Source organism: Agarivorans sp. QJM3NY_30 (genome assembly GCF_050870855.2).
GTDB lineage: Bacteria > Pseudomonadota > Gammaproteobacteria > Enterobacterales > Celerinatantimonadaceae > Agarivorans.
In genome coordinates this window covers 2,136,796-2,163,472 of record NZ_CP194038.2, presented here as the reverse complement: position 1 = coordinate 2,163,472, position 26,677 = coordinate 2,136,796, and the positions used below count along the sequence as shown (strand labels likewise).

22 protein-coding genes are annotated in these 26,677 nt (G+C 43.8%); 9 read left to right on the top strand and 13 right to left on the bottom strand.

Annotated features, from left to right (window positions below; all coding sequences use genetic code 11):
* Positions 1-261: 261 nt before the first annotated feature.
* A protein-coding gene (locus ACRRSX_RS09930) for an IS3 family transposase (RefSeq protein ID WP_432451743.1) occupies positions 262-1,346 on the bottom strand; the annotation gives its coding sequence in 2 pieces (ribosomal slippage) (positions 262-1,097 and positions 1,097-1,346; 1,086 coding nt in all).
* Between the two features lie 66 nt (positions 1,347-1,412).
* Entirely contained in the window at positions 1,413-1,796 is a 384-nt protein-coding gene (locus tag ACRRSX_RS09925; RefSeq protein ID WP_432453366.1) for a LysR family transcriptional regulator, read from the bottom strand.
* A gap of 107 nt (positions 1,797-1,903) precedes the next feature.
* Here ACRRSX_RS09925 and accD point away from each other — a divergent pair, with 107 nt between their 5' ends.
* Positions 1,904-2,770 carry an acetyl-CoA carboxylase, carboxyltransferase subunit beta gene (gene accD / locus ACRRSX_RS09920; RefSeq protein ID WP_432453367.1) on the top strand — a complete coding sequence of 289 codons (867 nt, stop codon included), beginning with the start codon at positions 1,904-1,906 and terminating at the stop codon, positions 2,768-2,770.
* 435 nt (positions 2,771-3,205) lie between these two features.
* Here accD and ACRRSX_RS09915 read toward each other — a convergent pair whose 3' ends face one another.
* On the bottom strand, positions 3,206-4,309 hold the full coding sequence (locus tag ACRRSX_RS09915) for a M20 family metallopeptidase (RefSeq protein WP_432453368.1): 1,104 nt from the start codon (positions 4,307-4,309) through the stop codon (positions 3,206-3,208).
* 256 nt (positions 4,310-4,565) lie between these two features.
* Between ACRRSX_RS09915 and ACRRSX_RS09910 the strand changes: the two genes are divergently transcribed.
* From ACRRSX_RS09910 to ACRRSX_RS09900, 3 genes are all read left to right on the top strand, one after another.
* Positions 4,566-5,558, top strand: coding sequence for an ATP-grasp domain-containing protein (locus ACRRSX_RS09910; protein ID WP_432453369.1), 993 nt, complete (start codon positions 4,566-4,568; stop codon positions 5,556-5,558).
* Positions 5,536-6,738, top strand: a complete 1,203-nt coding sequence (locus tag ACRRSX_RS09905; protein ID WP_432453370.1) for an ATP-grasp domain-containing protein — start codon at positions 5,536-5,538, stop codon at positions 6,736-6,738. The genes ACRRSX_RS09910 and ACRRSX_RS09905 overlap by 23 nt, the downstream gene beginning before the upstream one ends.
* Positions 6,739-6,884: 146 nt before the next feature.
* Positions 6,885-9,551 carry a M14 family zinc carboxypeptidase gene (locus tag ACRRSX_RS09900; protein WP_432453371.1) on the top strand — a complete coding sequence of 889 codons (2,667 nt, stop codon included), beginning with the start codon at positions 6,885-6,887 and terminating at the stop codon, positions 9,549-9,551.
* An 84-nt stretch (positions 9,552-9,635) separates the two neighbouring features.
* Here ACRRSX_RS09900 and ACRRSX_RS09895 read toward each other — a convergent pair whose 3' ends face one another.
* The 4 genes from ACRRSX_RS09895 to ACRRSX_RS09880 form a co-directional block, all read right to left on the bottom strand.
* On the bottom strand, positions 9,636-10,091 hold the full coding sequence (locus ACRRSX_RS09895) for a hypothetical protein (protein WP_432453372.1): 456 nt from the start codon (positions 10,089-10,091) through the stop codon (positions 9,636-9,638).
* 398 nt (positions 10,092-10,489) lie between these two features.
* Positions 10,490-12,382 (bottom strand): methyl-accepting chemotaxis protein, encoded by a 1,893-nt coding sequence (locus ACRRSX_RS09890; protein ID WP_432456188.1) that lies wholly within the window; start codon positions 12,380-12,382, stop codon positions 10,490-10,492.
* Between the two features lie 396 nt (positions 12,383-12,778).
* Entirely contained in the window at positions 12,779-13,360 is a 582-nt protein-coding gene (locus ACRRSX_RS09885; protein WP_432453373.1) for a DUF6151 family protein, read from the bottom strand.
* Between the two features lie 69 nt (positions 13,361-13,429).
* The gene (locus ACRRSX_RS09880; RefSeq protein ID WP_432453374.1) at positions 13,430-14,572 is read right to left on the bottom strand and encodes a GNAT family N-acetyltransferase; all 1,143 of its coding nucleotides are present in this window, start codon (positions 14,570-14,572) and stop codon (positions 13,430-13,432) included.
* 504 nt (positions 14,573-15,076) lie between these two features.
* Here ACRRSX_RS09880 and ACRRSX_RS09875 point away from each other — a divergent pair.
* Positions 15,077-16,732, top strand: coding sequence for a phospholipase A (locus ACRRSX_RS09875; protein WP_432453375.1), 1,656 nt, complete (start codon positions 15,077-15,079; stop codon positions 16,730-16,732).
* A 49-nt stretch (positions 16,733-16,781) separates the two neighbouring features.
* Here the strand turns inward: ACRRSX_RS09875 and ACRRSX_RS09870 are convergent, their stop codons facing one another.
* Positions 16,782-17,504 carry a FadR/GntR family transcriptional regulator gene (locus tag ACRRSX_RS09870; RefSeq protein WP_432453376.1) on the bottom strand — a complete coding sequence of 241 codons (723 nt, stop codon included), beginning with the start codon at positions 17,502-17,504 and terminating at the stop codon, positions 16,782-16,784.
* Between the two features lie 439 nt (positions 17,505-17,943).
* Between ACRRSX_RS09870 and ACRRSX_RS09865 the strand changes: the two genes are divergently transcribed.
* Positions 17,944-18,885, top strand: coding sequence for a LysR family transcriptional regulator (locus ACRRSX_RS09865; protein WP_432453377.1), 942 nt, complete (start codon positions 17,944-17,946; stop codon positions 18,883-18,885).
* Positions 18,886-18,942: 57 nt separating this feature from the next.
* On the opposite strand, the gene acuI is transcribed toward ACRRSX_RS09865, so the two are convergent.
* Complete coding sequence (acuI, locus tag ACRRSX_RS09860) at positions 18,943-19,923, bottom strand: acrylyl-CoA reductase (NADPH) (RefSeq protein WP_432453378.1); 981 nt, start codon at positions 19,921-19,923, stop codon at positions 18,943-18,945.
* 340 nt (positions 19,924-20,263) lie between these two features.
* Between acuI and ACRRSX_RS09855 the strand changes: the two genes are divergently transcribed.
* Genes ACRRSX_RS09855 through ACRRSX_RS09845 form a run of 3 tightly spaced genes read left to right on the top strand, consistent with a single transcriptional unit; the run spans position 20,264 to position 22,936 of the window.
* Positions 20,264-20,911 (top strand): recombinase family protein, encoded by a 648-nt coding sequence (locus ACRRSX_RS09855; protein WP_432453379.1) that lies wholly within the window; start codon positions 20,264-20,266, stop codon positions 20,909-20,911.
* Positions 20,912-20,913: 2 nt separating this feature from the next.
* The gene (locus ACRRSX_RS09850) at positions 20,914-21,714 is read left to right on the top strand and encodes a siderophore-interacting protein (protein ID WP_432453380.1); all 801 of its coding nucleotides are present in this window, start codon (positions 20,914-20,916) and stop codon (positions 21,712-21,714) included.
* 4 nt (positions 21,715-21,718) lie between these two features.
* Entirely contained in the window at positions 21,719-22,936 is a 1,218-nt protein-coding gene (locus ACRRSX_RS09845) for a multidrug effflux MFS transporter (RefSeq protein ID WP_432453381.1), read from the top strand.
* 47 nt (positions 22,937-22,983) lie between these two features.
* Here the strand turns inward: ACRRSX_RS09845 and ACRRSX_RS09840 are convergent, their stop codons facing one another.
* The 4 genes from ACRRSX_RS09840 to ACRRSX_RS09825 are packed head-to-tail and all read right to left on the bottom strand — an operon-like array spanning position 22,984 to position 26,641.
* The gene (locus ACRRSX_RS09840) at positions 22,984-23,751 is read right to left on the bottom strand and encodes an iron ABC transporter ATP-binding protein (protein WP_432453382.1); all 768 of its coding nucleotides are present in this window, start codon (positions 23,749-23,751) and stop codon (positions 22,984-22,986) included.
* Between the two features lie 20 nt (positions 23,752-23,771).
* Entirely contained in the window at positions 23,772-24,722 is a 951-nt protein-coding gene (locus tag ACRRSX_RS09835) for an iron chelate uptake ABC transporter family permease subunit (protein ID WP_432453383.1), read from the bottom strand.
* Positions 24,715-25,674: an ABC transporter permease gene (locus ACRRSX_RS09830; RefSeq protein WP_432453384.1), complete on the bottom strand. Its 960-nt coding sequence runs from the start codon at positions 25,672-25,674 to the stop codon at positions 24,715-24,717. The genes ACRRSX_RS09835 and ACRRSX_RS09830 overlap by 8 nt, the downstream gene beginning before the upstream one ends.
* 34 nt (positions 25,675-25,708) lie before the next feature.
* Positions 25,709-26,641 (bottom strand): siderophore ABC transporter substrate-binding protein, encoded by a 933-nt coding sequence (locus tag ACRRSX_RS09825; protein WP_432453385.1) that lies wholly within the window; start codon positions 26,639-26,641, stop codon positions 25,709-25,711.
* Between the last annotated feature and the right edge of the window lie 36 nt (positions 26,642-26,677).

Sequence of the window (26,677 nt, the reverse complement as noted above, 5' to 3'; positions counted from 1 at the left end):
TAGATTAAATTTTAACCGTTTGTTAGCCATAAATGAATAGTTCTGTATTCATTTATGGCTAACTCATCGCTGCCCCGCTCTGGGTTAGCCTACGGCGACGTCATTAAGCTTCAACGAGCAAAGCTTAGCTAAGCACGCCCTGCATCTTCTTAAACCCTGCGTTGCTTATTCTCAAGGGCGTTGAAGTAAACACTACGCTCAAACAGACTTCAACTTTGCTCCGGTAATCCTCCCATTATTAACCGCATTTATTCGTAGAATTCATGCTGCCGTTTTTAGTGGTGGGAACCCTCCATTTGCAAGGTGTGGTCGTTGATGATTGTAGAACCATAACCATTGGGTCGCCCGATCTTGAACATCTTCAAGTGTGTCAAACAAATACTTACTCACTAAGCCAAACCTCATAGTACGGTTGAACCTTTCTATATACGCGTTTTGTTGTGGGTTCCCTGGCTGAATATAATCGATTCGAATGTCGTGGTTGTTGGCCCATTTAATAAACGCATGGCTAATGAACTCAGGACCATTGTCGCAGCGGATCGCAACAGGTTTGGTTCGTTGTTCGATGAGCTGCTCTAAGATCCGAGTGACTCGTACTGTGGGCATTGAAAAATCAGGTTCTGACGCCAGACCTTCACGTTTGTAATCATCTATCACATTGAATAAACGGTACTTCCGGCCATCAGATAGCTGATCATGCATAAAGTCCACGGACCAAACTTGGTTTGTTTTAATCGGCTCTTTAAGAGGCTCTGGCGTATGGCGATTCAGGCGTCGTTTTGGCCTAATACGTAAGTTTAGAGCCAATTCGCAGTAGATCCGATAAACCCGCTTATGGTTCCATGTATACCCTTTAACGTTCCGCAAATGGTGAAAACACAGGCCAAAGCCCCAGTCAGAGCAGTCTTCACTGTTGCACAGCGTTACTAACTCTTGAGCTATCAACTCATTCTCAGGTTGAAGCTTCGATTTATAGCGATAGCAGGTCTCGCTGATCCCAAACCAATAGCATGCACTTTTAATGCTGATGTGATAGTTCGCCACCGAACGCTGAGCCATCAATCGACGCTCACAGGGCTTCACCACTTTTTTGCCATCGCCTCTGAGATCACCTCTGCTTTAAGGCGTTCTTCCGCATACATCTTTTTAAGCCGTCGATTTTCATCTTCGAGTTCTTTCATCCGCGCCATAAGGGATGCGTCCATACCACCGTATTTCGAACGCCACTTGTAAAAGGTTGCGTTGCTCATTCCATGCTCACGACAGAGCTCAGGAACAGGTGTACCAGCCTCAGCCTGCTTGAGAATAGATAAGATCTGACTGTCCGTGTAACGTGACTTTTTCATGTTGAATCTCCTGTATTTACTATACGAGAAAATTCTACTTTTGCATGCGATTAATTTTCGGGGGGATTACCTATCACAACATAATGAAACCGAGGGGTGCTGGGTACAAAAAGAAACCAATGCTTGGGCTAAAGCAGGCGAATCAGGCATTAAGACTTTAAGCTGACCCATAACCTGATGAGAGTGCTGAGTCACTTCCTCAAGAGCATCATTAAGCTTGTCCAGCAATGGCTGTGTGCGTAAATAAAGATGTTCTCCCGCATCTGTTGGAGCGATTCTGCGGGTCGTTCGGTCAAATAGTCGTGTATCCAGTCGATCTTCCAGCAAAGCGATATGGCGACTAACATTTGATGTCGGCAAACCTAGAAATTCTGCAGCCCGTTTAAAGCTATTGTTCTCATAGACACAGTGAAAGCTTTTTAACCACTGCTGTTCAATCTTGTCTAGCATCTCATTTGTCCCATAAAGTGGGATTATTAAACCAATAATTGCCACTTTATTACCAAATACAGGCTAATACAATACCCTTCACTAAAGGTATCTGAATAAGGTTTCCCATGAGTTGGCTAGAAAAGCTACTAGAGAAGAAGAACATCATTCGTACACGTAAAGCGTCGATTCCTGAGGGAGTATGGACTAAATGCCCTTCTTGTGATCAGATCTTATACCGTATAGCTCTTGAAAAGAATCTGGCGGTGTGTCCAAAATGTGAACACCACATGCGGATGGCTGCACGCCAACGAATAGAAAGTTTTCTAGATAAAGGGGAACGAACTGAAATTGGCAGTGAACATGAACCGAAAGATTTGCTAAATTTTAAGGATCTGAAGCGATATAAGGAACGCCTTGCTCTAGCTCAAAAAAGCACCGGAGAAAAAGATGCGCTCGTGGTGATGAAAGGAAAACTAATGGGGATACCTGTTGTGACCTGCGCATTCGAGTTCTCATTTATGGCAGGGTCGATGGGGTCAGTTGTAGGGGCTCGTTTCGTTCAGGCAGTTGACGCTGCCATTGATGCAAATTGTGGGTTCGTATGCTTTTCTGCTTGTGGCGGTGCTCGAATGCAAGAGTCGCTAATGGCTCTGATGCAAATGGCCAAAACCAGCGCTGCCTTGAATCAATTATCAATGGCTAAACTCCCCTACATATCGGTGCTAACAGATCAAACTTTTGGTGGTGTCTCAGCTAGCTTAGCTATGTTGGGTGACATTAACATTGGCGAGCCTAAAGCAAGGATCGGATTCGCGGGGCGTCGTGTTATAGAGCAAACCGTTCGAGAAAAATTACCCGAGAGTTTTCAGCAGAGTGAGTTCCTCTTAGAGCATGGTGCTCTAGATATGATTGTGGATAGACGTGAGATGCGCAAACGAGTTGGTGGACTCATCGCTAAAATGACAAATACAACGATTCAGCAGGATGTATAGCTTATCAATGCGGTAACAAAACAGATTAAGTTCACTGAATTAAAACCTCTCAAATCCTCGTGTCACCCATCAGTGTCCAAATTATTATGCCACTCCCTGGTAAACTGGCGTCAAATACCCAAGTACTAAAAAACATGAATACAGAACTCAATCGAACAAAGCATCGCGAGACTAAAGATTTATCAGCTTAATTTAAAATCTAAATTTAACAAGGCAATTAAAAACCACCCACAAAAAGCGAGGGCTGAACTCGCTTCCAGCCCCCATGCTAAGCGCGTCACCGCCAACGATTCCATACTAACGCTAATTCCAAACACCGTTGCATAAGTGGCCGCTCAAACTCGTTTTGGCCAATCGTGAGTATTAGAACAATAGCCCCCTCACTGATCTGTTTTTAGCATTTACAATGCTAAAAACACTATTATCTTCCGAAACCTATAGCGAAGCATTCGCATTAAAAGCTAACAAGATTTTAGTGACCTCGTCGATCCGTCGCACAAAACTCTGTTTACTGGCGCGTTCATGAACCGTGTGGTCACCATCACCATACGGCCCAAAACCATCCAGAGTCGCCACCCCGGCTGACGACACGATGTTAGCATCACTCACCCCACCTCGCTTCTCGGTTTTTAATGGATAATCTAAAATTTCGGCTATCGTTGATAGTAATTCAGCTTGCTCAGCGGAGGCCTGCATCACATCGCGTTGGATCCCCCCTTCCAGCGAAGCGATTACACCGACAACCTTTGGCTCTGCGACAATGCGTTCAAGTCCGGCAAGTAAACGATCTCGTTCCTTGATTTGGGTATAGCGCAGCTCAACAACAATTGAAGCTTTCGGTGAAATCGTATTGGCACCGATCCCTCCCGAAATTTTTCCCACATTTACGGTGCTACCAGCAGCTAGATCCGTTAAATCGGTCAAGGCAATCAGCATCTGTGCCGCCGCCAAATTAGCATTGCAACCATCGGCGTAATGATTCCCCGCATGAGCAGCCTTGCCTTGAAAGTGAATGGTAAACGTGCCGACACCTTTACGCTCAGTCACCACTTCATGCTCGGCCCCGGCAGCTTCAAATACCAAGCAAATGTCATAATTTTTAGCCAATTCCGCACTCAGGTATTTGCTGTCATCACTGCCGCTTTCTTCATCACTAACCAACAACATATCGATATTAGCCAGTCCGCCGTGAGCCAAGCGCACAGCCTTAAGCGATTCTAAAGCAACAATATTACCGCCTTTCATATCACATACGCCGGGCCCATACACCCAGTCGGAGTCTTCACGAAACCCTTCAAAGCTATTGGGAGGAAATACGGTATCAAGATGGCCTAATAGCAATACCCGTGGTAATGCCGAGTTATATCGACTGGTAAATAGCAAATGATCCCCAATATGCTCTCGCCGAAAAACTTCGGTGATATAGCCGAGTTGCTCCATCCAAGCGCGAAACACTGCACCATTTTGGTCAACCCCCGCTTTATTTTTTGTATAAGAGTTTAAATCGATAATACTTTTCAATTGGGCAAAGTTCAGCATCTCGCTTAGTTCCTCATTATTTTTAAAGCCTTAAAAATCGCTATATTCCCTTAAGGAGCGGCCCTTATAGGTCGCTAACGCTCGCAAACCTTAAGTGCCCCTAAGCCCCCATATCATTCGAAGCCATTTGCCTACTGCAAAAAGTGAACCATTGAAATGGTAACGACATCTAATGGCATTAATATTGCTGATTTAGGCCATAGGTTTAATGGAAATAAACCTTGAACGTGATGAATTCTGGTCTTAAGGGGCTTTTATGGGTAAGAATCTAGTAGATAAAAATGGCCCTACCATAGGGATGTGGATGTATCAAAACAGCGGTGGGGACACCATCCAGAACAACATTATCAAGCAATTAGCACAGCGTGGGATTAACGTAATTACCGGCTTAGATTTAGCACAAGCCTCAGCGCAAAATGGCGAGATTATCTGTAATGGTATTGCCATGGAGCAACTCGATTTATTCTTCTCTTATAATGCAGGCCAACAAACACCTTTCCAAATGTATTTATATCAAGCGATCAATAAATTGGTGCCAACTATCAATAATTTTGAAGCCTTTTCTCTGTCCGAAGATAAATTTTTAACCGCTTACGCGCTCAATCAAGCCGGCATACGCAGTGCCGATTATCGCTTATTTAATCGTGAAGATTTTTCTGGGCTACGCGACACGGTTCGTGAATGGAATGGCCGAGTTGTATACAAACCAACCGATGGCTGGGGCGGAACAGGGATCGTGAAGATCGAAGACGAGCGTTCTTTAGATGTGCTGGTACCGTTTTTAAATCGACTCGATGTCCCGCACTTTTACTTAGAAAAATACATCAATTACGATAAAACTGATTATCGTGTCGACGTGGTCAACGGTAAGTACATCGGTTGTTACGGCCGTAAAGCGCCCACCGATAGCTGGAAGACCAACATCACCAGTGGTGGCAGCGTGATTACCCGCCATCCCTCAGATGAAGTGATTGAACTCGCCATACAGGCAGCTAAGGTTACCGGCTTAGAGATTGCTGGCGTCGACCTACTTTATGACTTAGATACCGAAGAATATGTAGTGTTGGAAGTCAACGGCATTCCTGCCTTTGCCACACCGGAACAAGAAAAACTGGGGATCGATTTTAACTCGAGAAAAATTGATGCCATTGTTGAATTAGTAGAGCGCACTATATTTACCAACACCCAACCTCTCCCCTTAGTTGACCGAATAGAAGACAGCATATATGAGCAACAGCAGACTGCCTAAACTAGGCCTACTTTATCTAGACCACGTCTTAAGATTTTTCGACAAATCTAATTTTAAAGGCTGGCCAACTACAATTGAAACCGTGGTTTACCATTGGGGACACGATAAAAATCGCTTTATCGAAGAAGTGAAGCAAAAAAAAATCGAAGTACTCATTGGTAATATCCCCGCAACGGCCTACGAAACTTTTCGACAAATTGCACGCGAATTGCCAGAGGTTCGATTTATTCCCTCACTAGATACTCAGTTCAGCAATAAATCGAAAGAAAATGTCACTCATTTTTGTGAAAAATACCAAATCCCCATTCCGCCCACCGATATTTTTTATGAATATGCCGAAGCCGAAGCATTCTTAAAGACCACTACTTACCCCAAGATCATCAAAAAATCTTACGGGCCATCAAACTACGGTGGTTACTTTGTCCATAAAGTAGACAACTTTCAAGAAGCCAAAGCCTTACTCGCCGAAAAAAAATACTATCCGGTTTACCTGCAAAACTTTGTCCCCATGAGCGCCGATATACGGGTGATGCTGATTGGCCATAAACCGGTATGCGCATTTTGGCGCCGTCCTCCCGAAGGCGATTGGCTAACCAATACCAGCCAAGGCGGCAGCATGGATTATCAGGATGTCCCCAAAGAGGTGTTAGATTTGGCGGTGCAAGTCTCCAAAGCCGCCAAGGCCGAGTATTGGGCCTGTGACATCGCTGTTGGTATCGATGGTAAATTGCGCATTCTAGAATGCGCCACCGCCTTTGCCGCCTTCCCCTATATTCGAGACTGGATAGGCCAATACCTGATGTGGCACTTATCCGACGGGCAATTTAAATTGCCTAATATTCCACTATACAACTGGGAAGAGCTGGGCAAAATGAGCGCTTCGATCCTGCGAACGATGCGGTATATCACCTTTGGCCGAAAGTACTTTCCCAGCTGTGACAGTGGTGAAACCTTTACCGCACTTAGCGAGGATAATTACCCCATTGTGTCAACAAATCCGATCCCCGGTGCAGAAGAGTGGCCAAGTGAAGTTTGGAATCGTCAGGATAACTACCCGCGAAATCAATCATCCACAAGTCCCCGGCAAGCGACCATGCAAAGTGCTGATACGCAAAGCCAAAGCGATATTCCCTCTTCAGAAGAAGCAGACGAATCAAGCCCGCAACAACAACCAGACTAAATGATTGACGAACCATCCCCCTTATTCTGTAAACTAAGGGGGAACGGAGCTTGCTTCGTATGATGATTGAACACCACAACAGTAACTAAAGTACACTCTCAAGGAAGAAATGCAGGCTTTGCAAAAAACCTGGCAATAGGCCAAATATGAAAAAACAATATACTTCTTATAAAGATACGATGGCTTTTCTTGAACAAGCAATGGCTGACTACCCAGACTTAATCCACGTGCAAAGCATTGGGAATACTTGGGAAGATCGCCCTATTGTTCTAGCCACTCTCTCCTTAGGTTTAGCCAATGCCAACACCAAGCCTGCACTGTTATATACGGGAACCATTCATGCCCGTGAATGGATTGGTATCGAGCTGGCCAATAGCTTCATCAAATACATTATCGACAATCATCAGTTTAACCCAAAGCTTCAGCAAGCCTTGAGTCGCAATACCCTATATATTGTGCCCTGCCTTAACCCCGATGGTTTTGAATTTTCTCGCACTCATTTTTCTTTTTGGCGAAAAAACCGCAGAGATAACGGCGATGGTAGCTTTGGCGTCGATCTAAACCGCAATTTTGGCACTCGTTTCAAACACCGTAACGATACCAATGCCACCACCTATGGTGGTCCTGAAGCCTTTTCTGAACCAGAAACTCGAGCGATTAGAGACTTTGTCGACAACCACCACAATATTACGATCGCGCTAGATTACCACTCGCAAGGCAACGTATTTTTCCCTGCGCATAAATTTAATCATGAAGCCGAAGTCGATACCACTGACTTAAATACCCTATGCGCCAACATGGCACATGAAATCCAAAAAGTCTCTGGTACCCAATATGGGATACATCGTGGCAAGCCCCCCACCAATTTAATTAATGGTAGCGGCCGAGAGTACTATTACGACAAAGGCATCATTGCCACCGTTGTTGAGGTAGGCACTCGTAATATTCCCGATTACATGGAAAACATGACCCAAAGCGTGAACGAAAACATTCCCGCGCTGGTACTCGCACTTAACTCTGCAATCAGTTACTCCTCCCTCGCGCCGCAGCGAGTGAGCAACTTCACGATTAGCGCTCTTGCCGCCAATGAAGCCACTTTAGAGTGGGAATATTCTGGTGACGAGGATGTTTATTTCGAAATTTATCGCAACCAGCAACATAAAAGTCCCTGTACAGATGACAACTTAGTGGGCATCACCAAATCCACCAGCTTTACCGATGTTCAACTGCAAAGCGGCAGCTACTATTACTACAAAATTAGGGCGGTTCATGCAAAACAGCAGATCTGCGGCCCCTATGCGCCAGAAGTGAAATTAAAAACCGACCTCGCGCAACATCAGTTTAGCCGAACCTTATTTCCGCTGCGCAACGATATTGGCTATCTAGGGCAATACACTCAAGAAAAAAATCGAGAACATTTTGGGAACAACTCGTTATTTATTGGAGTGAATAAATCTCGAGGCGTTTGCTATGGGGTCATTGAATTTAAACTAGATAGAGTCCCCGACAATGCTCAAATTGAAGCCGCATCATTCTCGCTTTACCCTCTCAACCGTGTTGGTGCAAAAATAGAAAACTATGGAGAATGGGGAATTTCAATACTCGACCCCGCGAGTATTTCCGATATTCGCGATTTTGAAGCCATCAAAAACGCCAAAGTACTACACACCGGTCAAGCTATCGAATCAGATAAGTTAACCCAAGGGGTCTGGAGTCATTGGTCGTTTAACGGTGCAGAGCGCAAATTACTTGAACAGTTTATCGCACAAGGCAGTCTGGTGATCCGTATCGACGGCCCCACGACGCTTCCCCGAGGGCACGAATCGCAGATGATGCAGTTTGATATTGGCTTTGGTCGCTTTGGTTCAGGCATTCACTATCGACCCAGTATTGAACTCACCTATACACGTCGACCACAGCGTGTAGAACTCTACCCTACAATGGTCAATAGTATCTATCGCCAAGGAATTGAAAATGGCAAATTAGCTTCGGGTTATGACCCTGAAGGTGAAAAAGTTTATGGGCAACTGGCCTTCGCTATGCAGGCGATGCCCGACCCGCAACGAACCGTGATTACCGATGCCTATCTCGTCATTCAAAACACCAACTTCTTGGGCCCCAAAAAAGATATTCGATTCACGGTCGAATTGGCCGAAGTGGACAACTTGAGCTACCAATCAGTTAAAGAACGTCAACGAATTCAATATATTGGATACGAAGTCAGTCATACTGAGCTACGTGATAAAAAGCCACACTACTTCAATTTTGATAGCTTTAGTCGTGGAGAACTGGAGCGTTTATATAGTGAACATAGTCCCATTTGTTTTGTGATCCGCTCCACCTCTGCCAGCAAAAAAGGCCAAGATGATCTGATAAATTGGCTTAATGATCCGAGTAATCAGCAACAACCAAAATTAATCATCGAGTATATCGAACGTCCGAAGACCCCTTTAGCGGCCCCGACAAACTTCACGGTCACGCTTGAAAAAAACTTAGCGAAACTCACCTGGAAAAACCCTGACAATGACGATTTTGTGGGTGCCTTTGTGGTGCGGAATCGCTTTCATCCTCCCAAATCACCTCAAGATGGCGTAAAAATTTATGGCGGTAAGGATGAATACACTTTTGATGATTTTGGTAATCCCAATATTCCTAAGTACTACTCGATATTTTCTTACGATGGTGTCCCCTTATATTCCGCTCCCGCTTGTATTTATTTCAGTGCAAATCAGGCAGTCCCGGTAGTCGAACTTGACCCTGAAGACTGGGAGCCTCAACAAGATGAGTATTTTCAAAGTTTAGATAATCCTTAAACTGCTAGTGCCGACCCAGCGAAATACCACTGTTTTCGCTGGCTTGGCGCTAATATTTAGCTTAAACAGTTCCTAGAGTTAACTTCAGAATGGTAATCCGGCATTAATTGGTATTGAAAATGATCCATTATTATTTCTCAAGGCATGGGCTAATAATGCGGTACGCCTGTTACTGTCTTGTTTCCAAGCGATTTTGCCATAACCATGACCATTCCAGTTGCCATAGATAAACGCAGCGGTCGCGTTAGCTGGAATATCAAAACTAATCGTCGCATCAGCCGGTGAAGTACTGATATTTATCGCAACCCCGTTTAAATTCGTAAATGCCGAAGGGCTGCTAATTAAACTGCCATTAAGATCGTACATTTCAAGTTCAACACTAACGGTTTCGTCAGTAATATTTGAAATCGTCACCCCCATCTCACTGGCCTTTGAAGTTGCTGACAAGTTGTAAGGAATGTATGCCGACCCCATGCTCTCAGCAAAGCTTGCGGAGGATAAAAGAGCCAGTAACATGACAAAAATCGTCGATATTCTCATTTAATAATCCTTAATTAAGTTATAAAAATTTTCCCAAGGCTATAGGAAGGTCTAAGTATGCTTGTCAGCTCACCTCATAACGAAACTCATCCACGAGCAAACGTTCAGTCAGTGAAATGAAAAGGAATGTAATACTTATGACAAAAATCATAATACGATATAAATCACTTAGAACCTATTTTTAAGCATTTGTTTAATAAAAATATTGTATCGAGATTGTCAACTTTGAGTATTCTCGATTCGAATTCAAAACGGTATATTGAATCGCAGTACAAAGGAGAATGGCATGAAGTAATTTAGCATTTATGCTCATTTGATTTGAGAACCATCACAAGCCAACCATAAAAAATCCCGTTAAATAGCAACCTTCAACGGGATTAAGAAATTGCAACAACAATCTATAATTTAAATCGGCTCACTTCTTGTTGTAGCGATTCGGCTAAATTTGCCAGTTCCTGGGCTTGTGTCATCGAGGTTTGCGCCTCTTGAGATAAGTTTTCCGACACTTCGCGAATCGATTCGGTATTTCGATTGATTTCACTGGTCACAGAAGTTTGTTCTTCTGCTGCCGTCGCGATCTGCGTCGCCATATCTGAGATATCGTTAATCGCCTTACTAATTTGAGACAAGCTTTCGCTAGCAGAATTTGCATCGGTAACGCTGGTTTCGGCCATATCATGACTCTGGGTCATCGAGGTGACTGCTTTACCAGCCGTCTGTTGTAAGGTCTCGATCATCGCCTGAATTTCTTGGGTCGATGAATGGGTACGTTGCGACAATACTCGGACCTCATCTGCCACAACAGCAAATCCACGACCTTGTTCGCCAGCTCGAGCTGCTTCAATGGCGGCATTTAGAGCCAGCAAGTTGGTTTGCTCAGCAATACCACTAATCGTTAACAAGATACTATTAATTTTCTGTGAGTGCTCGTTCAACTCACCAATAATCTGTCCGGCGGTCGCCACTTCGTCCGCCAAACTGCGAATCGACTGCTGGCTCTGCATCACTTGAGTTTGACCATGACTAGAGAGAGTCACCGCTTCTTGTGCGGTATTCGCCGTAAGCTCTGCATGGCTAGCAATTTCTTCGGTTGCGCTGGCCATCTCAGTCACTGCGGTGGCAACCATGGTCACTTCATCTTGTTGAACCGCGATTCGCTGACTATTATCGGTGGCTGATGCACTGGTTGTTGTGGCTTGTCCTCCCAATTGACCCGCAATTTCATGCATCCGAGAGATCATACCGTGAACCCGTTCAACAAAACGGTTAAAACCGCCAGCCAACTGGCCGATTTCATCGTAACTATTCGTTGTTTGAATGCGTACTGTTAAGTCCCCTTCACCTTCGGCAATATCATTCAGCGCCTGAGCGACTCGCTCGAGACCTCTAAATTGAAATTTGAAAATCGCGACTAAAACCAACCCAAATAGAATCAATAAAATAAAGCCCATCGCCGACATCCACCATGCGAGGCTAGCAGCCTGTGACATAATTTGCTGTTTGCCCATGATGAATATTAAAGACCAATCACTTTCTGGTACCGCTTCTACATATACCAGTTTAGCGGTATCATCCAAAATGCGATTTTCTATGAGATTGGTATTGGCGCGCGCTTTAACCCAGTTTTGATTCATCTCACCATCAATCGCGCTTAGTTGTTGATTATTCAATTCACTGTCTGGGTGACTAATAATCAAACCAGCGCTATCGACCAAAATAGAGTAACCTTCTCCAGGGACCTTTAGTTGTCGAACTGCGTCCGTTAATTGATCAAGTGTTAAATTAGCCGCAGCAACCCCGTAAAATCGGCCAGCCACCATCACCGGCTCGGCAATCGTCACCACTTGCTTCTGCAAGGTCACACTCACATAAGGCGCCGTCATAATCATGCTGCCAGCAGCCTTTGCACTCTTATACCAGGGTCTGACTCTAGGATCGTAATTTGGCTTATTCAAGCGAGGATCTTGACGATACATATTGCCTTGCTCATCACCAAAATAGGTTAAAGCAAAACCGATACTATTATGCGCTTGCAATAAATAAGGAACAGGATCGAGATCTGGTTGCGCCTCAATGGTTGATTTGAGGCCCGTAATGGCTTTTTTGCGATCATAAATCCAATGGCCTATTCCTTGGGTAAAGGTAGTCGCCAAATGTTCAATTTCGAGCTGAGTATTGGTGAGAGCATTGCTACGAATGAAGTAACTGGAAATACTCACCAATACCGCCACAGTGATCAATACGGCAAACAGACTACTTAGCAGTAGGCGAGTCTTAAGTGTTGTTCGCATCATCACTTCCTTATTAAAATATTAAGCTTTTTCAGTATAGTAACAATAATAAAATTGGCGTATTTGAAACGATAAAAATGAGCCTTTAAGCAAACAAAACTAACATTAGAGACTCGTTCTAAGATCTAAAACCCCTCAAACCATGAACCCGCACTAGAAGATCATGGCTGCTCTTAATGACATGAAGATGAAATTGAATTGAACAAATCAGATGCTGGGTGGCGGAAAACAGATACCAGAAAAAATACCGTGAACAAAGAACGCATAAATAAATACGCAGCCTTGAAATAGCGCTATCACAACTTAAATTACAGGTTTTTATACCAATCTAACTGCTTATCGGTTAATTTTTGCGGGCTTAAATCACCGCTAACTGGGTTATGGATCTGATTGGTATTAGTGACCATCGCTAATAATTTTAGGTTTAACTCGCGCCTGTCCATTGGCATTAAAAAATGGGTTTGGTTTCCCCCTGCGCATTAGTTTCCACAGTAACATTTTACTGATGATCCGAAAAATGATCCGAGCTCGAGACTTATTACCCCATAAGGACTCAGGTAAATGACTGGTTGCCTGTTGCTGGTAAGCTGAACCATATAACGGGCCTATAATCTCTTGAATATCTTGATCTGGTGCAATAAAGCTATGGATAAGTCCAACAAAGGGGACATTCAAACCAACAGTATTAGCCACGGGCGTGTCACAACAACTGGTATACCAGCGATATAAGCCTTTTTTATGTAAACGAAGACAAGCCAAATGCTCTTGGCCCTGTATAATTTGAACTGCAGCGGGATAGATCTGAAATAAAGCGGTTCCCCCAAACTCATTGAGGGTGGCCGTTTCAGCTTGCAACTGAGCGGCAAAAGCTTGGCAATCTTTACAATAACAGCATAAATGAGTGCCTTGATTGGGCTTAAGCTGTTGTACAAGCCCCCTCACTTGACCACATTTACATTTTAGTTCTAATTGTGCCATCTTAGCTTCCTTAGTATATGGACCATCTGCGGCAATCACTATCCTTGCGAGCCTAAAGATAGCATAAAGCTACGTTTCGGGTTTTGTTTTGAAGGGTAACAGTTGTTGGCATTGGCGGCCATATTCAACCATTTGTTGGCGTTCTTGGGCACAAAAGTCGGCGATAACCTGCGCAAAGTCAGCTTGTTTAATATAATGCGCCGAGTAAGTTGTGACCGGTTCGAAGCCCCGTAACAGTTTATGCTCGCCTTGGGTACCGGGGTTAAAACGTTTTAAACCTCGCTCTATTGCAAACTCGATCCCTTGATAAAAGCACAGTTCGAAATGTAAGCAGGGGGATTCTTCAAGGCAACCCCAGTATCGTCCATACAAGTTATCAGCATCAAAAAAGAATAGTGCCGAAGCAACAATTTGCTGATTATTTTCTGCAGTCACGAGCAACATAGAATCGCCCAGTTGTTCGAGCAACTGCTGAAAGAAGCTAAAAGAAAGGTAGCCTTGTTGTCCACGTTTTAAATAAGTACTTTGATAACACTGATAAAAGGCTTCGAGTGCTGTTTGACTAATTTGTTGACCGACTAAACGATTTATATGCTCAACACTACCTTGTGCAGTGCGCCGCTCCTTATTGGTGTTTTTCCGTTTTCGCGACGTAAAAGTCTGTAAAAAATCATCGAAATGATGATACTGGTGATTGAACCACTCAAACTGCACTCCATGACGAATCATTAAGCCAAGCGCTGCCAATTGCTCAGCTAAATCAACATCAATAAAGTTACAGTGCCACGAACTGAGTTGTTGCTCTTGGCAAATACTTATCACCACTTGCACCCAATCTTTAACTGCGGCCTCAGACAATCGCTGACCCAGATGCTTTTCGCTAGTGATTGGCGTAAAGGGAATTGCCGAGACCAACTTTGGGTAATACTGCAAGCCATAACGATGGTAAGCATCGGCCCAGCTCCAATCAAATACATACTCCCCATAACTATGTTGTTTGATATAACTTGGAATAAGTATTTGAGCGTCACACAATTCTATATGACGCGGCAACCAACCGCTGTTATCGCCAACACAACGCTGTTGTTCCAGTGCTTGTAGAAATATAGGTGAATTAAATAACGAACAGCCAGCTTGATAAGCTGTCGGGAATTGTTGATGCACTAAGTAATCCGGAGACATTTGACTAAACGCTAAAACCTTATCTTTCATTTACTTGCCCAGTTTTTCTTCAATCAACTCACACAAGCTAATTTATTGTTCTCGGTTTATTGATACCACTGCTGTGCAGCAAAAGCTAGTCAAGCAAATATCAGCATAACAAGATGGATAGCAAGATGGATAGCAAGATCCTGCGGGTAAGTTTACTTTGAAGGAGAGGTTTGCCCCTATTTACATTGGAAGGTATGGACTCAAGCTTGAGCAAGCCTATGCGCAAGCTGATATTTTCGCTGCACGATGACTCATCGCAGCATCAATATCCAAATCTAGCCTATGAAATCAGAATAACCTAAATATTAGTGTCTAAAATCCGCCCCAAAACCCCAAAAAATTACTTTACCTTAACTCGCATCTTTCCCCATTTACCGCTACCATCGAAAAATAATGAGTCAATTTATGTCTACTCCGTAGCCAAAATGCTTTTAAGTTGAACAAAAATCAAACACCAAAAATAAGTGAACCTTTCAGCTCACACGATTAACCATCAGGGAAGATATGGCTAAATTAACGATTACCTCGCTTATGTTGGTTATCATTTTTAACGTAACAATAGCAAAAGCGAATAATGCGGATCCCCCCCCCAGATTGGTCGCTTATAGAGATACTTACATTCTATTTGCCAAATACAATCCGGATCCGCCCGCCTTAGCAGATTACTCAACCCGTCTGGCCAGCGAACTCTCAACAGATGAACAGGTGATTGACAAATTGGAGTCCGAGTTTCAGATCAGCGGCAAATTAATTCTTAAGAGTACCCTATTCAACAATCGAGATTACCTGAGTATTGCCTATACGCAACAAAGCTTCTGGCAAGTCTATAACAAGCCGGTATCTGCGCCCTTCCGTGATACCAACTACGAACCAGAACTCATCTACACTTGGTTACCAAATGACAAAAGCATCGTCAAGAATCGCTGGCAACTGAAAGCTGTTAGTCTAGGATTTAGTCATCAAGCCAACGGCTCTCAAGACGAATTTTCTCGCTCTTGGGAACGTGTCTATGCACAATTTGATGCCGCATATAACAATTTTCAACTCAGTTTCAAACCTTGGCTACCAGTTGGCCCAGAAACGAATCAAGGCGAAGAGTTTACTGATTATTATGGTTACGGTGAATTATCAATGGCCTATCTATTTGGAGAGCCGACCTGCCCAAATAAAGTCAGAGTCATGGGGCGAAACAACCTAAAATCAAATAACAAAGGCGCATTTGACTTACGTTTATCCTACTGCGTCTCTCAGTCTTTTTCCCTATATGCTAAATACTTTAATGGTTATGGTGAATCTTTACTCGACTACAATTTCCACAATCAATCCTTTGGATTAGGGCTCAGTCTAAACCGTATCCCAGCCAGTGATGACCTCATCCAAAATCACGAAATATGGCAATATGCAGGAATGAGTCTTTTCCGCGATAACTACATTCTTCCTGTCAAATACAATCCCTCGCCCAGTATTCCCGATTTAAAAGGTGGGCTCAGCGGCGAACAGCCCGAGAACATGGAAGTTGAGTTTCAAATTAGCTTTGGGATCATGCTGCCCTTCAAGCTGTTCACCGACAACGACAATATAAACATTGCTTATAGCCAGCAAACTTTCTGGCAGCCCTACAAACGCTCTGGCGATTCAATCAGAGAAACCAACTATGAGCCAGAGATATTCTATCAATGGAATCAACCAGACAACGATTTAAGTCAAACCGCATGGTCGCCAAGCTGGGTAAGGCTAGGTTTGGTGCACGAATCAAACGGACAGGCACAGCTACGTTCACGCTCTTGGAACCGGATCTACACTGAGTTTAATTTCGATTTAGGAGAACCATTAGATATTGGCAAACTCAATCTGGCAATCAAACCTTGGTATCGATTTAAAGAAGAGGCTGAGGATGATGATAACCCGAATATGGAAGACTATTACGGTTATGGCGAGCTAAGCGTAGATTTAGAATTTAGTCAGTATCATCGTTTAAACCTACTCGCCCGTAACAATCTAAAACGAGATAACAAAGGTGCCATCGACGTGCGCTGGTCTTATCCAATCAGCTCTGAGCTGTCGATATACCTAAAGTATTTTAACGGTTATGGAGAATCACTGATTGATTACAATAAACACAACCAAAGTTTGGGTTTAGGTTTTGCCATTAACCACTAAGCAAAGCAATAAAATGGCCGAGTTTATATTCATAAACTCGGCTTTAACACTAAGCTACACCGCTTGCCAGTTGTGCCTTACTAATGTTCAGCAAATCGATATTCGCCTGACGTGCCTTTTCGGCATTACCCGCCATAATCGCATCGTAAACCGCTTTATGCTCTTCGATACAAGTTTTATCCCCTTCTTGAGAGGCATGATCAATAAAACCAACAAACATCGTACGCAATACATTTGCAAAAGGAATATAAAAACTATTTCCGGTTGATAAAAAGACCAAGCGATGGAATTCCATATCTACATCGGTCCATTTTGTCTCCGAGTCTACTCCACTCGCAACATTCGACATTTGCTGAAATACCGCAGATAACTGCATCCGCTGTTCTGCACTTGCATTACGCGCGGCTAAAGCCGCTGCTTCAGGCTCAATAGCACAACGTAGTGTCAAAAATTCATGATAAGCGCTCTCGGTATTACTTAAACCCATCATCCAGTCGAGTAACTGTGCGTCGAGGAAGTTCCAATGTTCCCGATCACGAACACGCGTGCCTATCTTCGGCCTAGATTCCAATAAACCTTTAGAATTGAGCAATTTAATCGCTTCACGCAAAGCCGTTCGGCTAACGCCAAATTGTTCGCAAAGGGCTATTTCTCCAGGAATAATACTTCCTTGAGCCAAAGCGCCGGATAAGATCCCTCTCGCGATTTCTCTAGCTACTTGTAAATGCAGACTTCGTGATGCCCCTTCTATTTGATTGAATTCGTTAGACATGTAACAACCTTTATAAAAATTAATAGTAATAAAGCGACCTGAACTATCACTCACTTTACTGCTATTAACTATTCGGCTTTAGTATGACTAATAGTAACCAATATATCGAGCAACATACATAAAAAATACTTAAACACAGAGATAAGCGACAAATTTATTACCATATTGAGGCCAATAGCCAAATAATAACTCGTTTAGTATGATGATCTCTTGCCGATGAGCAGAGCCTAAGATAATACTTATTATTCAGGACTAAGCTTACAATCCCAAAATCGAGTGGTAATGGCACGAATTGCATAGTGTTGGGCGAATAATAGTGAAACCCATGTACGAGCCTAGTCATTGGCGTCTCCATTCAATGACCATGCAGAGTCATTCATACAAATGTCTCGCTTGAGGGTGTCTCGGAGCAAGTAAAGCAACAGTGAAATATTAGTCTATGGAATTGGAAGACATTTATCGACGCGATCTGAATCTTCTGATCGGATTAAAAATACTTTTAGAAGAAGGCAGCGTAAGCGGTGCGGCTCAAAGGTTAAATTTAAGCCAATCTGCCATGAGTCGAGTATTAACTCGTCTACGTGAGTTACTCAACGATCCCTTGTTTATTCGTCAGGGTCAGGGCTTAGTGCCAACCCAACGAGCCATCGAGCTGAATCAACATTTACAGCATCCCCTAGAAGAGCTAAGGCAAATTTTAAGCCCTAGTGATTTTAATCCCAGTGAATGCCAACAACACTTCACGATCGCCACCACCGACTATGCGATGCAAACGATCCTTCCCTTTGCCTTGCCACGAATTTATCAAGAAGCGCCTAACATCACTCTCGAGTTTGTTCCGCTACAACACGACCAATTAAACAAACAGTTAACCAGTGATGGCTACGACATGGCGATAAGTCGACCAACAAAGCCTGTTGCACCTTTGCTCAGTGAAAGCTTAGGCTTAGTCAGTGTATTTTGCTTACTCTCAAAGCATCATCCTTTAGCCAAGCAAGCACTCAGTTTACAAAATTATCTCCATTACCCACATGCGATGATTGCAATTAGTGACGGCGTAAAACAGTTGATTGACGAAGCCCTGATTGGACACCCTAAACCTAAATTATTATTACGTGCTTATCACCTAGATGCCGCCATCGCCATTGCCGATAAGCAACCCATCATCATTACCGTTCCCGCAGATTTAGCTTATTTGCAAGCAGACAAACATCAGCTACTCATCAAACCTTTACCCTTTAAATTTGAACCCTTCGATTATTCACTAATTTGGCCTTTACGCTGTGAACATGCTGCGCCACAGCAGTGGCTACGAAATCTGATTAAACAAGAGTGCAGCCGGCTGATCAGTAAACGAGTTCAAGACATGGGCTTGGTCTAAAGCGTCAATCAATACGCCGATCTTTGTCGGCGTATTCAATACCAAGGCTCTCAATTATTATAACTTAATCACCACTCGACCAGTCACCTGACCGAGGGTAATGGCTTCTGCATATGCAGCAACTTGCGGCAGTTCAATTTCGGTACATGCTTGCTGGAAATAACTTTGTGGAAGTAATTCAGCTAAACGTTGCCAAGCTTTAATGCGCTTGGCCGTCGGACAACTCACTGAATCAATACCTAATAAGCTCACACTACGCAAAATAAATGGCATCACGGTGGTTGGTAAGTCAAAACCACCCGCCAGACCACAGGCTGCCACCGCACCATTGTAATCAATTTGCGCCAACACTTTTGCCAATACATTGCTACCAACCGTGTCTACCGCACCTGCCCATAATTGCTTTTCTAAGGGACGCGCAGCTTCGGCAAACTCATCTCGATCAATAATCCGAGAGGCACCTAAAGAACGCAATAACTCGCCATTTTGTTCAACACGCCCAGTAACAGCTGCCACGCTATATCCAAGTTGGGCCAATAGACAAACGGCTACCGAGCCCACGCCACCGCTAGCACCCGTCACCAGTATTTCACCAGACTCAGGCGTGACCCCCGCATCAATTAAGGCTTGTACACATAACATCGCGGTGAAACCAGCCGTACCAACCATCATGGCTTGTTTACCATCAAATCCTTTGGGTAAAGGCACCAGCCAATCTGCTTTTAAACTGGCCTTCTCTGCCATTCCCCCCCAATGCCCTTCACCGACGCCCCAACCAGTTAATACCACTTTATCACCTTCGGCGTAACGCGGATCTAAAGAGCTTTCTACGGTACCTGTTAAATCAATTCCAGGGACCATTGGAAAATTACGAACAATTCTGCCTTTGCCGGTAATTGCGAGGCCGTCTTTATAATTCAACGAGGAATAATCAACTTTAACCACCACGTCTCCCTCTGGAAGCGCCGAGTCTTCCAGTTGACAAATGCTAGCGCAGGTTTTCTTATCAGCAAGATCGAGTACGAGTGCCTTAAACATAAATATGCTCCGAATAAATGACTGAAATAACAAAACAAAGGTGAAGTGTAATCCTTGTTGAATAATGTATTAAATGAATTTTTATCATTTAATAGATGTACATAACGCATAACTTAGCCAACATGAGCGAAATTGTTTTGCTTGGGTATACACACTATTTTCAGGGTCTAGCTTATACCTTATCACAGGCTAAGTAACGGATAGCTTCGTCGTCAAACAACCACCGAAATAGAACAGTGAAAAACAAATGGGTTCAAAATTAACTTTACACTCCATATGAACCGGAGTACATTGTGAGCCATTCAACCAAAAGAACCCAACGAACGCTCGAGGAGTAAACATGGAACGCAGTTATATTTATGCGCGCATGTCACCCAAATTTATACAGCAGGCAGCACAAAATCAAACCATTCAAAGCCAGTACCCAGAAGCCGAACTGAAGTTAGAAACAGGGATCCGCGGTAATGTGCCAGCCCTTGAGCGTCCGGTATTAAGCACCCTAATGGCGCAACTCAAAACTGGAGATACGCTGATTGTTTGGTGGATTAACTGCTTAGGTAGTAGTTTTACTGATATTCATAGCACCATAAGCCAACTGCTGACACAAGGGGTCACAATTAAAACCTATGACCAACAACTCAGCATCCATGCCGACAGCAAACAATTATCCTTAATAAATGCTTTATTGACTGGCTTTGCCAATAACCAGCGCTGTCGCAGACTCGCAGCAGCAGCACTGAGCCGTGAAGCATTGCGACAAAATCCAAGCGAATGGAATAAGAAATATCAAGGTCGCAAATGTGACCAAGAAAAGCATCAAAAAATCGCAGCAGCCTTAATTGAGGGGAAAACCTTACAACAGACTGCCGATGAGAGTGGCGCCAGTCTGTCGACGGTGAAGCGCGTAAAAGCCAAAATTGCGGAACAAGGCAACTTAGGCGATATGCGGCTCAAACGTAAATCCAACAAACAGAATCAAAGTGAATAATCATGAAAAGAAAATTACAGTTAAAACAACTCACCGTGGTCAAAAGTGAGACCATATCGCCGAATATGCAGCGGGTCACTCTCAGTGGAGAAGCAATCAAGTCGTTTGCTGAAGATAGCGCAGGTCAATACCTAAAACTATTATTTCATCCGCAAGGTGGCAGTGATCTGAGTTCGTTAAGCGAAGAACAACGCCCTGTGGTACGTACTTACACCGTACAAGCCTTAGATCAAAGCACACAAACCTTGAGCATCGATTTTGTGCGTCATGGCGATGCCCAGCCGAGCCCAGAAAATGGCGGTTATGCCAACCATTGGGCGCAGCACTGCAAAGTAGGTGATAGCATTCAGCTGGCAGGCCCTAACTCAAATGCAGCGATTGACATGAATACCGATAGCGTATTGCTGATCGCCGACATGACTGCTTTGCCCGCAATGCAAGCAAAACTAGCTCAACTGCCGAGCAACACCCAAGGAACAGCCTTCGTATTGCTCAAGCATCAAGCCGATAAGCAGTCAATCCAAACACCAGAAGGCATTCAAATTCACTGGCTGATTGAAGAAGACAACAGGCAAACGCTAGCAGATGTAGTGATCAATCATCCATGGCCTCAAGGCAGTGTTGCTGTTTGGTGTGCTTGCGAATTTACTGACATGCGCAAGATACGGGCGTATATTAGCCAGCTAAAAGTCCCGCGCTCAAATTCTTATTTCAGTAGTTATTGGAAACAAGGGATGACCGAAGATGGTCACAAAGTATTGAAAAAAGAAGACTCAGACGCCTTCTCTCACAACATGAAGTAACGCGATGACAAACCGCTCATTTAACTGGAAACCCGTTCTGTTGGCCAGCTTAGTCGTAAGCATTGGTCAACTCAGCATGGGTTTAGTTTTTCCTTCGCTGCCTTGGATAGCCAAAGATTTTTCGATTAGCGTCGATGAAGCACAACAACTGATAGCCATTTATCTACTAGGCTTTGGTCCATCACAATTTATTTATGGCCCGGTATCAGATGCAATTGGTAGACGTAAGGTGTTGTTATTTGGACTGTTACTTGCCTTGCTTGGTTTAAGTGTAGCGGTGGTCGGTAGCCAACACTTCGAACTACTGGTGCTAGGCCGCTTTATCCAAGGCTTGGGGGCAGGTTGCTGCGCCGTTTTAGGACGAGCCTCGCTAAGAGATAGTTATTCTAAGGATGAGCTTCCTAACGCGCTATCGTGGATTACCGTTGTCGCCTCATTCACGCCAATTGTCGCGCCTGTCATTGGTGGGTTTATCAATCATAATTTAGGCTGGCTTAGCGTGTTTATCTGCTTGCTTTGCTACATTTCGCTAGTTTGGGTTTTGCTGTATTTCTTATTCACAGAGACCCTACAAACCAAGTCTGCTTTGGCTAAGCCACAAAAAATAGTGTGTGACTATGTTGAACTGTTTCGTTCGCGCTACTTTGTCAGTTTTGCGGCAATTAATTGGCTTAACTTCAGTTTGGTGGTGATCTCGGTATCACTGATGCCTTTCATCATGCAAGTCCAGATTGGGATGACTTCGGAAGAATACGCTTTATGGGCCTTAATACCGGCCAGTGGTCTACTCACTGGCAGCCTCATTTGTAATCGAGTTCGGCCAAAAATAGGAACCAAAGCAATGTTGTTCTGCTCACCAGTGGTTCATCTTTGCGCTGCAATCTGGTTGATTATGGCTCCATTAACACCGCTGGCGATGATGAGCGGCCAATTTTTAATGGCTCTTGGCAATGGAATTGCCCTGCCCTGCGCCATGACATTATTACTATTACCTTTTAAAGATAAGGCTGGTACTGTCGCCGCTTTAGCCGGTGGCTGCCAGATGCTGTTTGCCGCCCTGGCGAGTATGCTATTGCTCAAAATGGGCATGCATTACGCCTGGCATTTAGGATTAGTTATCGGACTATTTGCCTTACTAAGCAGCTTTAATATTTATTACGGCTTTAAGGCCTCGCCTCCAAAATCAAAGTCCGAGGCAACGGTATTATCGAGTTCAGTTTAACGAGTGGAATACGAGTTAAACTCTTTTTATTACAGTGCCTTAAGCGATTAAATAGCCGTTCCATAATACATGCAGATCCGCTCACCATCGATTTCCCGGATCTTAAAGGGAATCTCATAAATTTGAGAGAGCACTTGTTCATCGATGACTTCCGCCACCGGTCCACTTTTAATCACCTCGCCCTTTTTCATTGCGACGATGTTATCGGCATAACAAGAGGCGAAGTTAATATCGTGGATCACAATCACCACCGCCTTATTCATCTGATGAGCCAAGCGACGCAGGGTACTCATGATCTCGACCGAATGTTTAATATCCAGATTATTTAGGGGTTCATCTAAAAAAATGTAATCGGTATCTTGTGCCACCACCATAGCAATAAAAGCCATTTGTCGCTGACCGCCACTAAGCTGATCTAAATAACTCTGTTGAATATGCTCGATATCTAAATGTTCTAAAGCTTGATCAATAATTTGCTGATCTTGCTGGTTTAACCGCCCCTTCGAGTGAGGAAAACGGCCAAAAGCCACTAACTCTCGCACGGTAAAACGCATATGAATATTGTTGGCTTGCCTTAAGACTGCTAAACGCTTTGCCAGCGCTTCACTATCCCACTGCGCCAGTTCTTTACCAGCAATGAGCACCTCCCCTGCATCACAGTCCGTTAAGCGACTAGCCATCGACAACAAAGTACTTTTACCCGCGCCATTGGGGCCGATGATTGCACTCACTTCCCCCAAGGGAAATAGTGCACTGGCGTTGTTTACCACATAGTGATTACTGTAGATTTTTGACAAGCTGGTTAGTTTTATCATAGGACTAGTCTTGAGAGCCGTTAGTTAAATTTGTTACGCATCAGCAACAGCAAAAAGTAGCTGCCACCGATAAAATTAATGATCACACTGAGGGTGGTTTCAAAACTCAGGAGGTTTTCCACCAACCACTGTCCACCAACCAACAATACGGTTGCTAACAACGAGCAGGCGATCAGCAGGAAACGATGGTTGAAAGTCGTAAATAATTGATGTGTCAAACTCACCACAATCAATCCAAAAAACAAGATCGGTCCCACCAGTGCGGTAGAGATTGAAACTAATATTGTGACCACAAACATCACTTTCATGGTAAGCCGTTGTGTATCAATCCCTAAGCTTTTGGCGTTATCTGCGCCCAAGAGCAATACATCCAATTGACCAGACAGTCGATACAAGTAGCTAAGCGCCAAAAGTAAGGGAGCGATACACCAATAGACCAACTCACCGTTCACATTATTAAAGCTGGCGAACATCGACCCCTGAATGAGCGAAAATTCACTCGGATCAACCACCAGCGTAAAAAAGTTAGTCATACTGCTAAATAAGCTGCTACACACAATGCCAATTAGCAATAAAGTAAACACATCGTTGCTTTTACGCCGAAAATAAAGTGTAAACAGGCCCATGGCTAAAACCACCATGCTCAAGGTCGCAATTAAAAAGTTAAGTTTGCTATTCAGCATCAAGCTGCTGGCACTGCCAAATAGCAGTAAAATCAGCACTTGTATCAGCACGTAAAGGGAGTCAAAGCCTAGGATAGAAGGCGTTAAAATTCTATTATGAGTAATGGTTTGAAAAGCCAACGAAGAGGCTCCAATCGCGGCTGCAGCCAGCATCATTGCCAGTACTTTAGGGATCCGCCGTGACAAAAAGAATTGATAATTATCGAGGGTTAATCCCTTTGACAAAAAATATGTAATAATAATCGCGGCCGCTATCGCCAGTAATGTCACCTTCATCGAATTAGCCATTGGACTTATCCTTTAACACTAATCCAATAAAAGTTATCCCACCCAAAATGCTAATAATCATTGAAATAGGAACTTCATAGGGAAACAATATGACTCGGCCAAGTACATCACAAATTAGAACTAAAACCACTCCCCAAAAAGCCGTCCAAGGTAAATTTCGCTTCATATTATCGCCCATGAATAGCGAGACCAAATTGGGAACAATTAGACCTAAAAATGGAATAACACCAACAATCATCACCACCGACGATGCCAACAATGCAACAATCATGACGCCTATCAAGATGATTTTCTGGTAATCCAAACCTATATTTTTAGCGAAGCTTTCACCAATGCTAGCGGCACTAAATTGACTTGCGTAATAGTAGGCGACTAGTGATACAGGTAAAGCTAAGTAGAGAATTTCGTAATTCCCCTGTAGCACCGAAGCGAAGTTTGCAACGGTCCATGAAGACAAGGTTTGCATTAAATCGTATTTATAAGCGATGAAGGTGCTTAACGAAGAAATAACATTGCCATACATAATCCCAATGAGCGGAACCAGCACCGTATTCTTGAACTTTAAGCGCTGCAGGAAACGTACAAAGATTAAAGTGCCCAGCAGCGAGAATAATAGGATCACCCCAAGCTGAACTAAACTGTTCGCATCACTAAACAGCATAATGCTCAACACATAACCCAACATCGCGCAATCGATGGTTCCGGTGGTCGATGGTGCAGCAAAACGATTTTGTACGATTTGCTGCATGATTAAACCAGCGATGCTTAAACCAGCGCCCGCCAAACAAACGGCCAATAGTCTTGGGATGCGGCTTGTTATAAAGATAAGCCAAGCTTGGTGATCACCTTGCAATAAGGCTTGCGGGCTAATGCTCGCCACCCCGACAAATAGCGAACAGCTTGCTAAGCTAAACAAAGCAAGCAGTGCGCACAATACGCGATTTATTTTCATAGTAAAAATTGCCCAGACAGGGGACTACCTTAAATTAATTGAATGCCTTATGAACATCATCCAACATGATTTGAGTAGCCCTTGGCCCTCCGGCGCTTAAATACCAAGCTGCGGGATCAACAAACACAATCCGCTGATGTTTGGCGGCAGGCGTACTCGCCACCAACGGATTATTAAATAGTGATTTAGCACGTCCAGAGCTGCGTCCTATTGCTTGTTCGCGGTCTAGTACCAATAAAACATCGGGCGCTGCATCGGCAATATATTCGAAAGAAATGAGATTTCCGTGAGGACCCACTGTCGATTCAACATTTTTAGCTAACGAAGACAAAAAACCCAATTCTTGATATACCAAAGAAAAACGACTGTTATCTCCGAAACTGGCTAAATTGTTTCCATTATTCATCACCGTGAGCGCTGTTAATTGTTGTTGCTCACTCAAGTGATGTTGCGCGGTGAATTGTTGAGAGAAACCTTGAATTAAAGTTTCTGCTTCAGCTGACTTACCGAACAACTTGGCTAAATTACGCCAGTTAGTTTGGGTGTCTCGCCAATAGTGGCCGGGCTCCACATAAAACATATAGGTGGGTGCAATCGCTGAGAGCTCTTGATAAACCTTCATCATTCGCGCTTCTGCAATAATCAGGTCTGGCTTAAGCGAATATATCGCTTCAAAATCTGCCTCGGTGTTACTTCCTGCGCTACCATATTGCTCGGTTTGATATTGCTTTAGGTAATCGGGTAACAAGCTTTTAACAACACCCACGGGCTTAATTCCTAGCGCATCCACCAAATCTAAGCTGGCATGCCCCAAAACCACCACTCTTTTAGGTGAACTCTCAAGGCTTAGTTCCCCCATGTGGTGACGTACCGTGAGACTTTCTGCCAATACTGCGCCAGACACCAAACATAGCGCAGTAACCAGCACTGCTTTACCCCAAACTAACAACCGATTTTTGACAGACATGTTCAACTCAAACTCTCTATAAGATCAAAAAATATG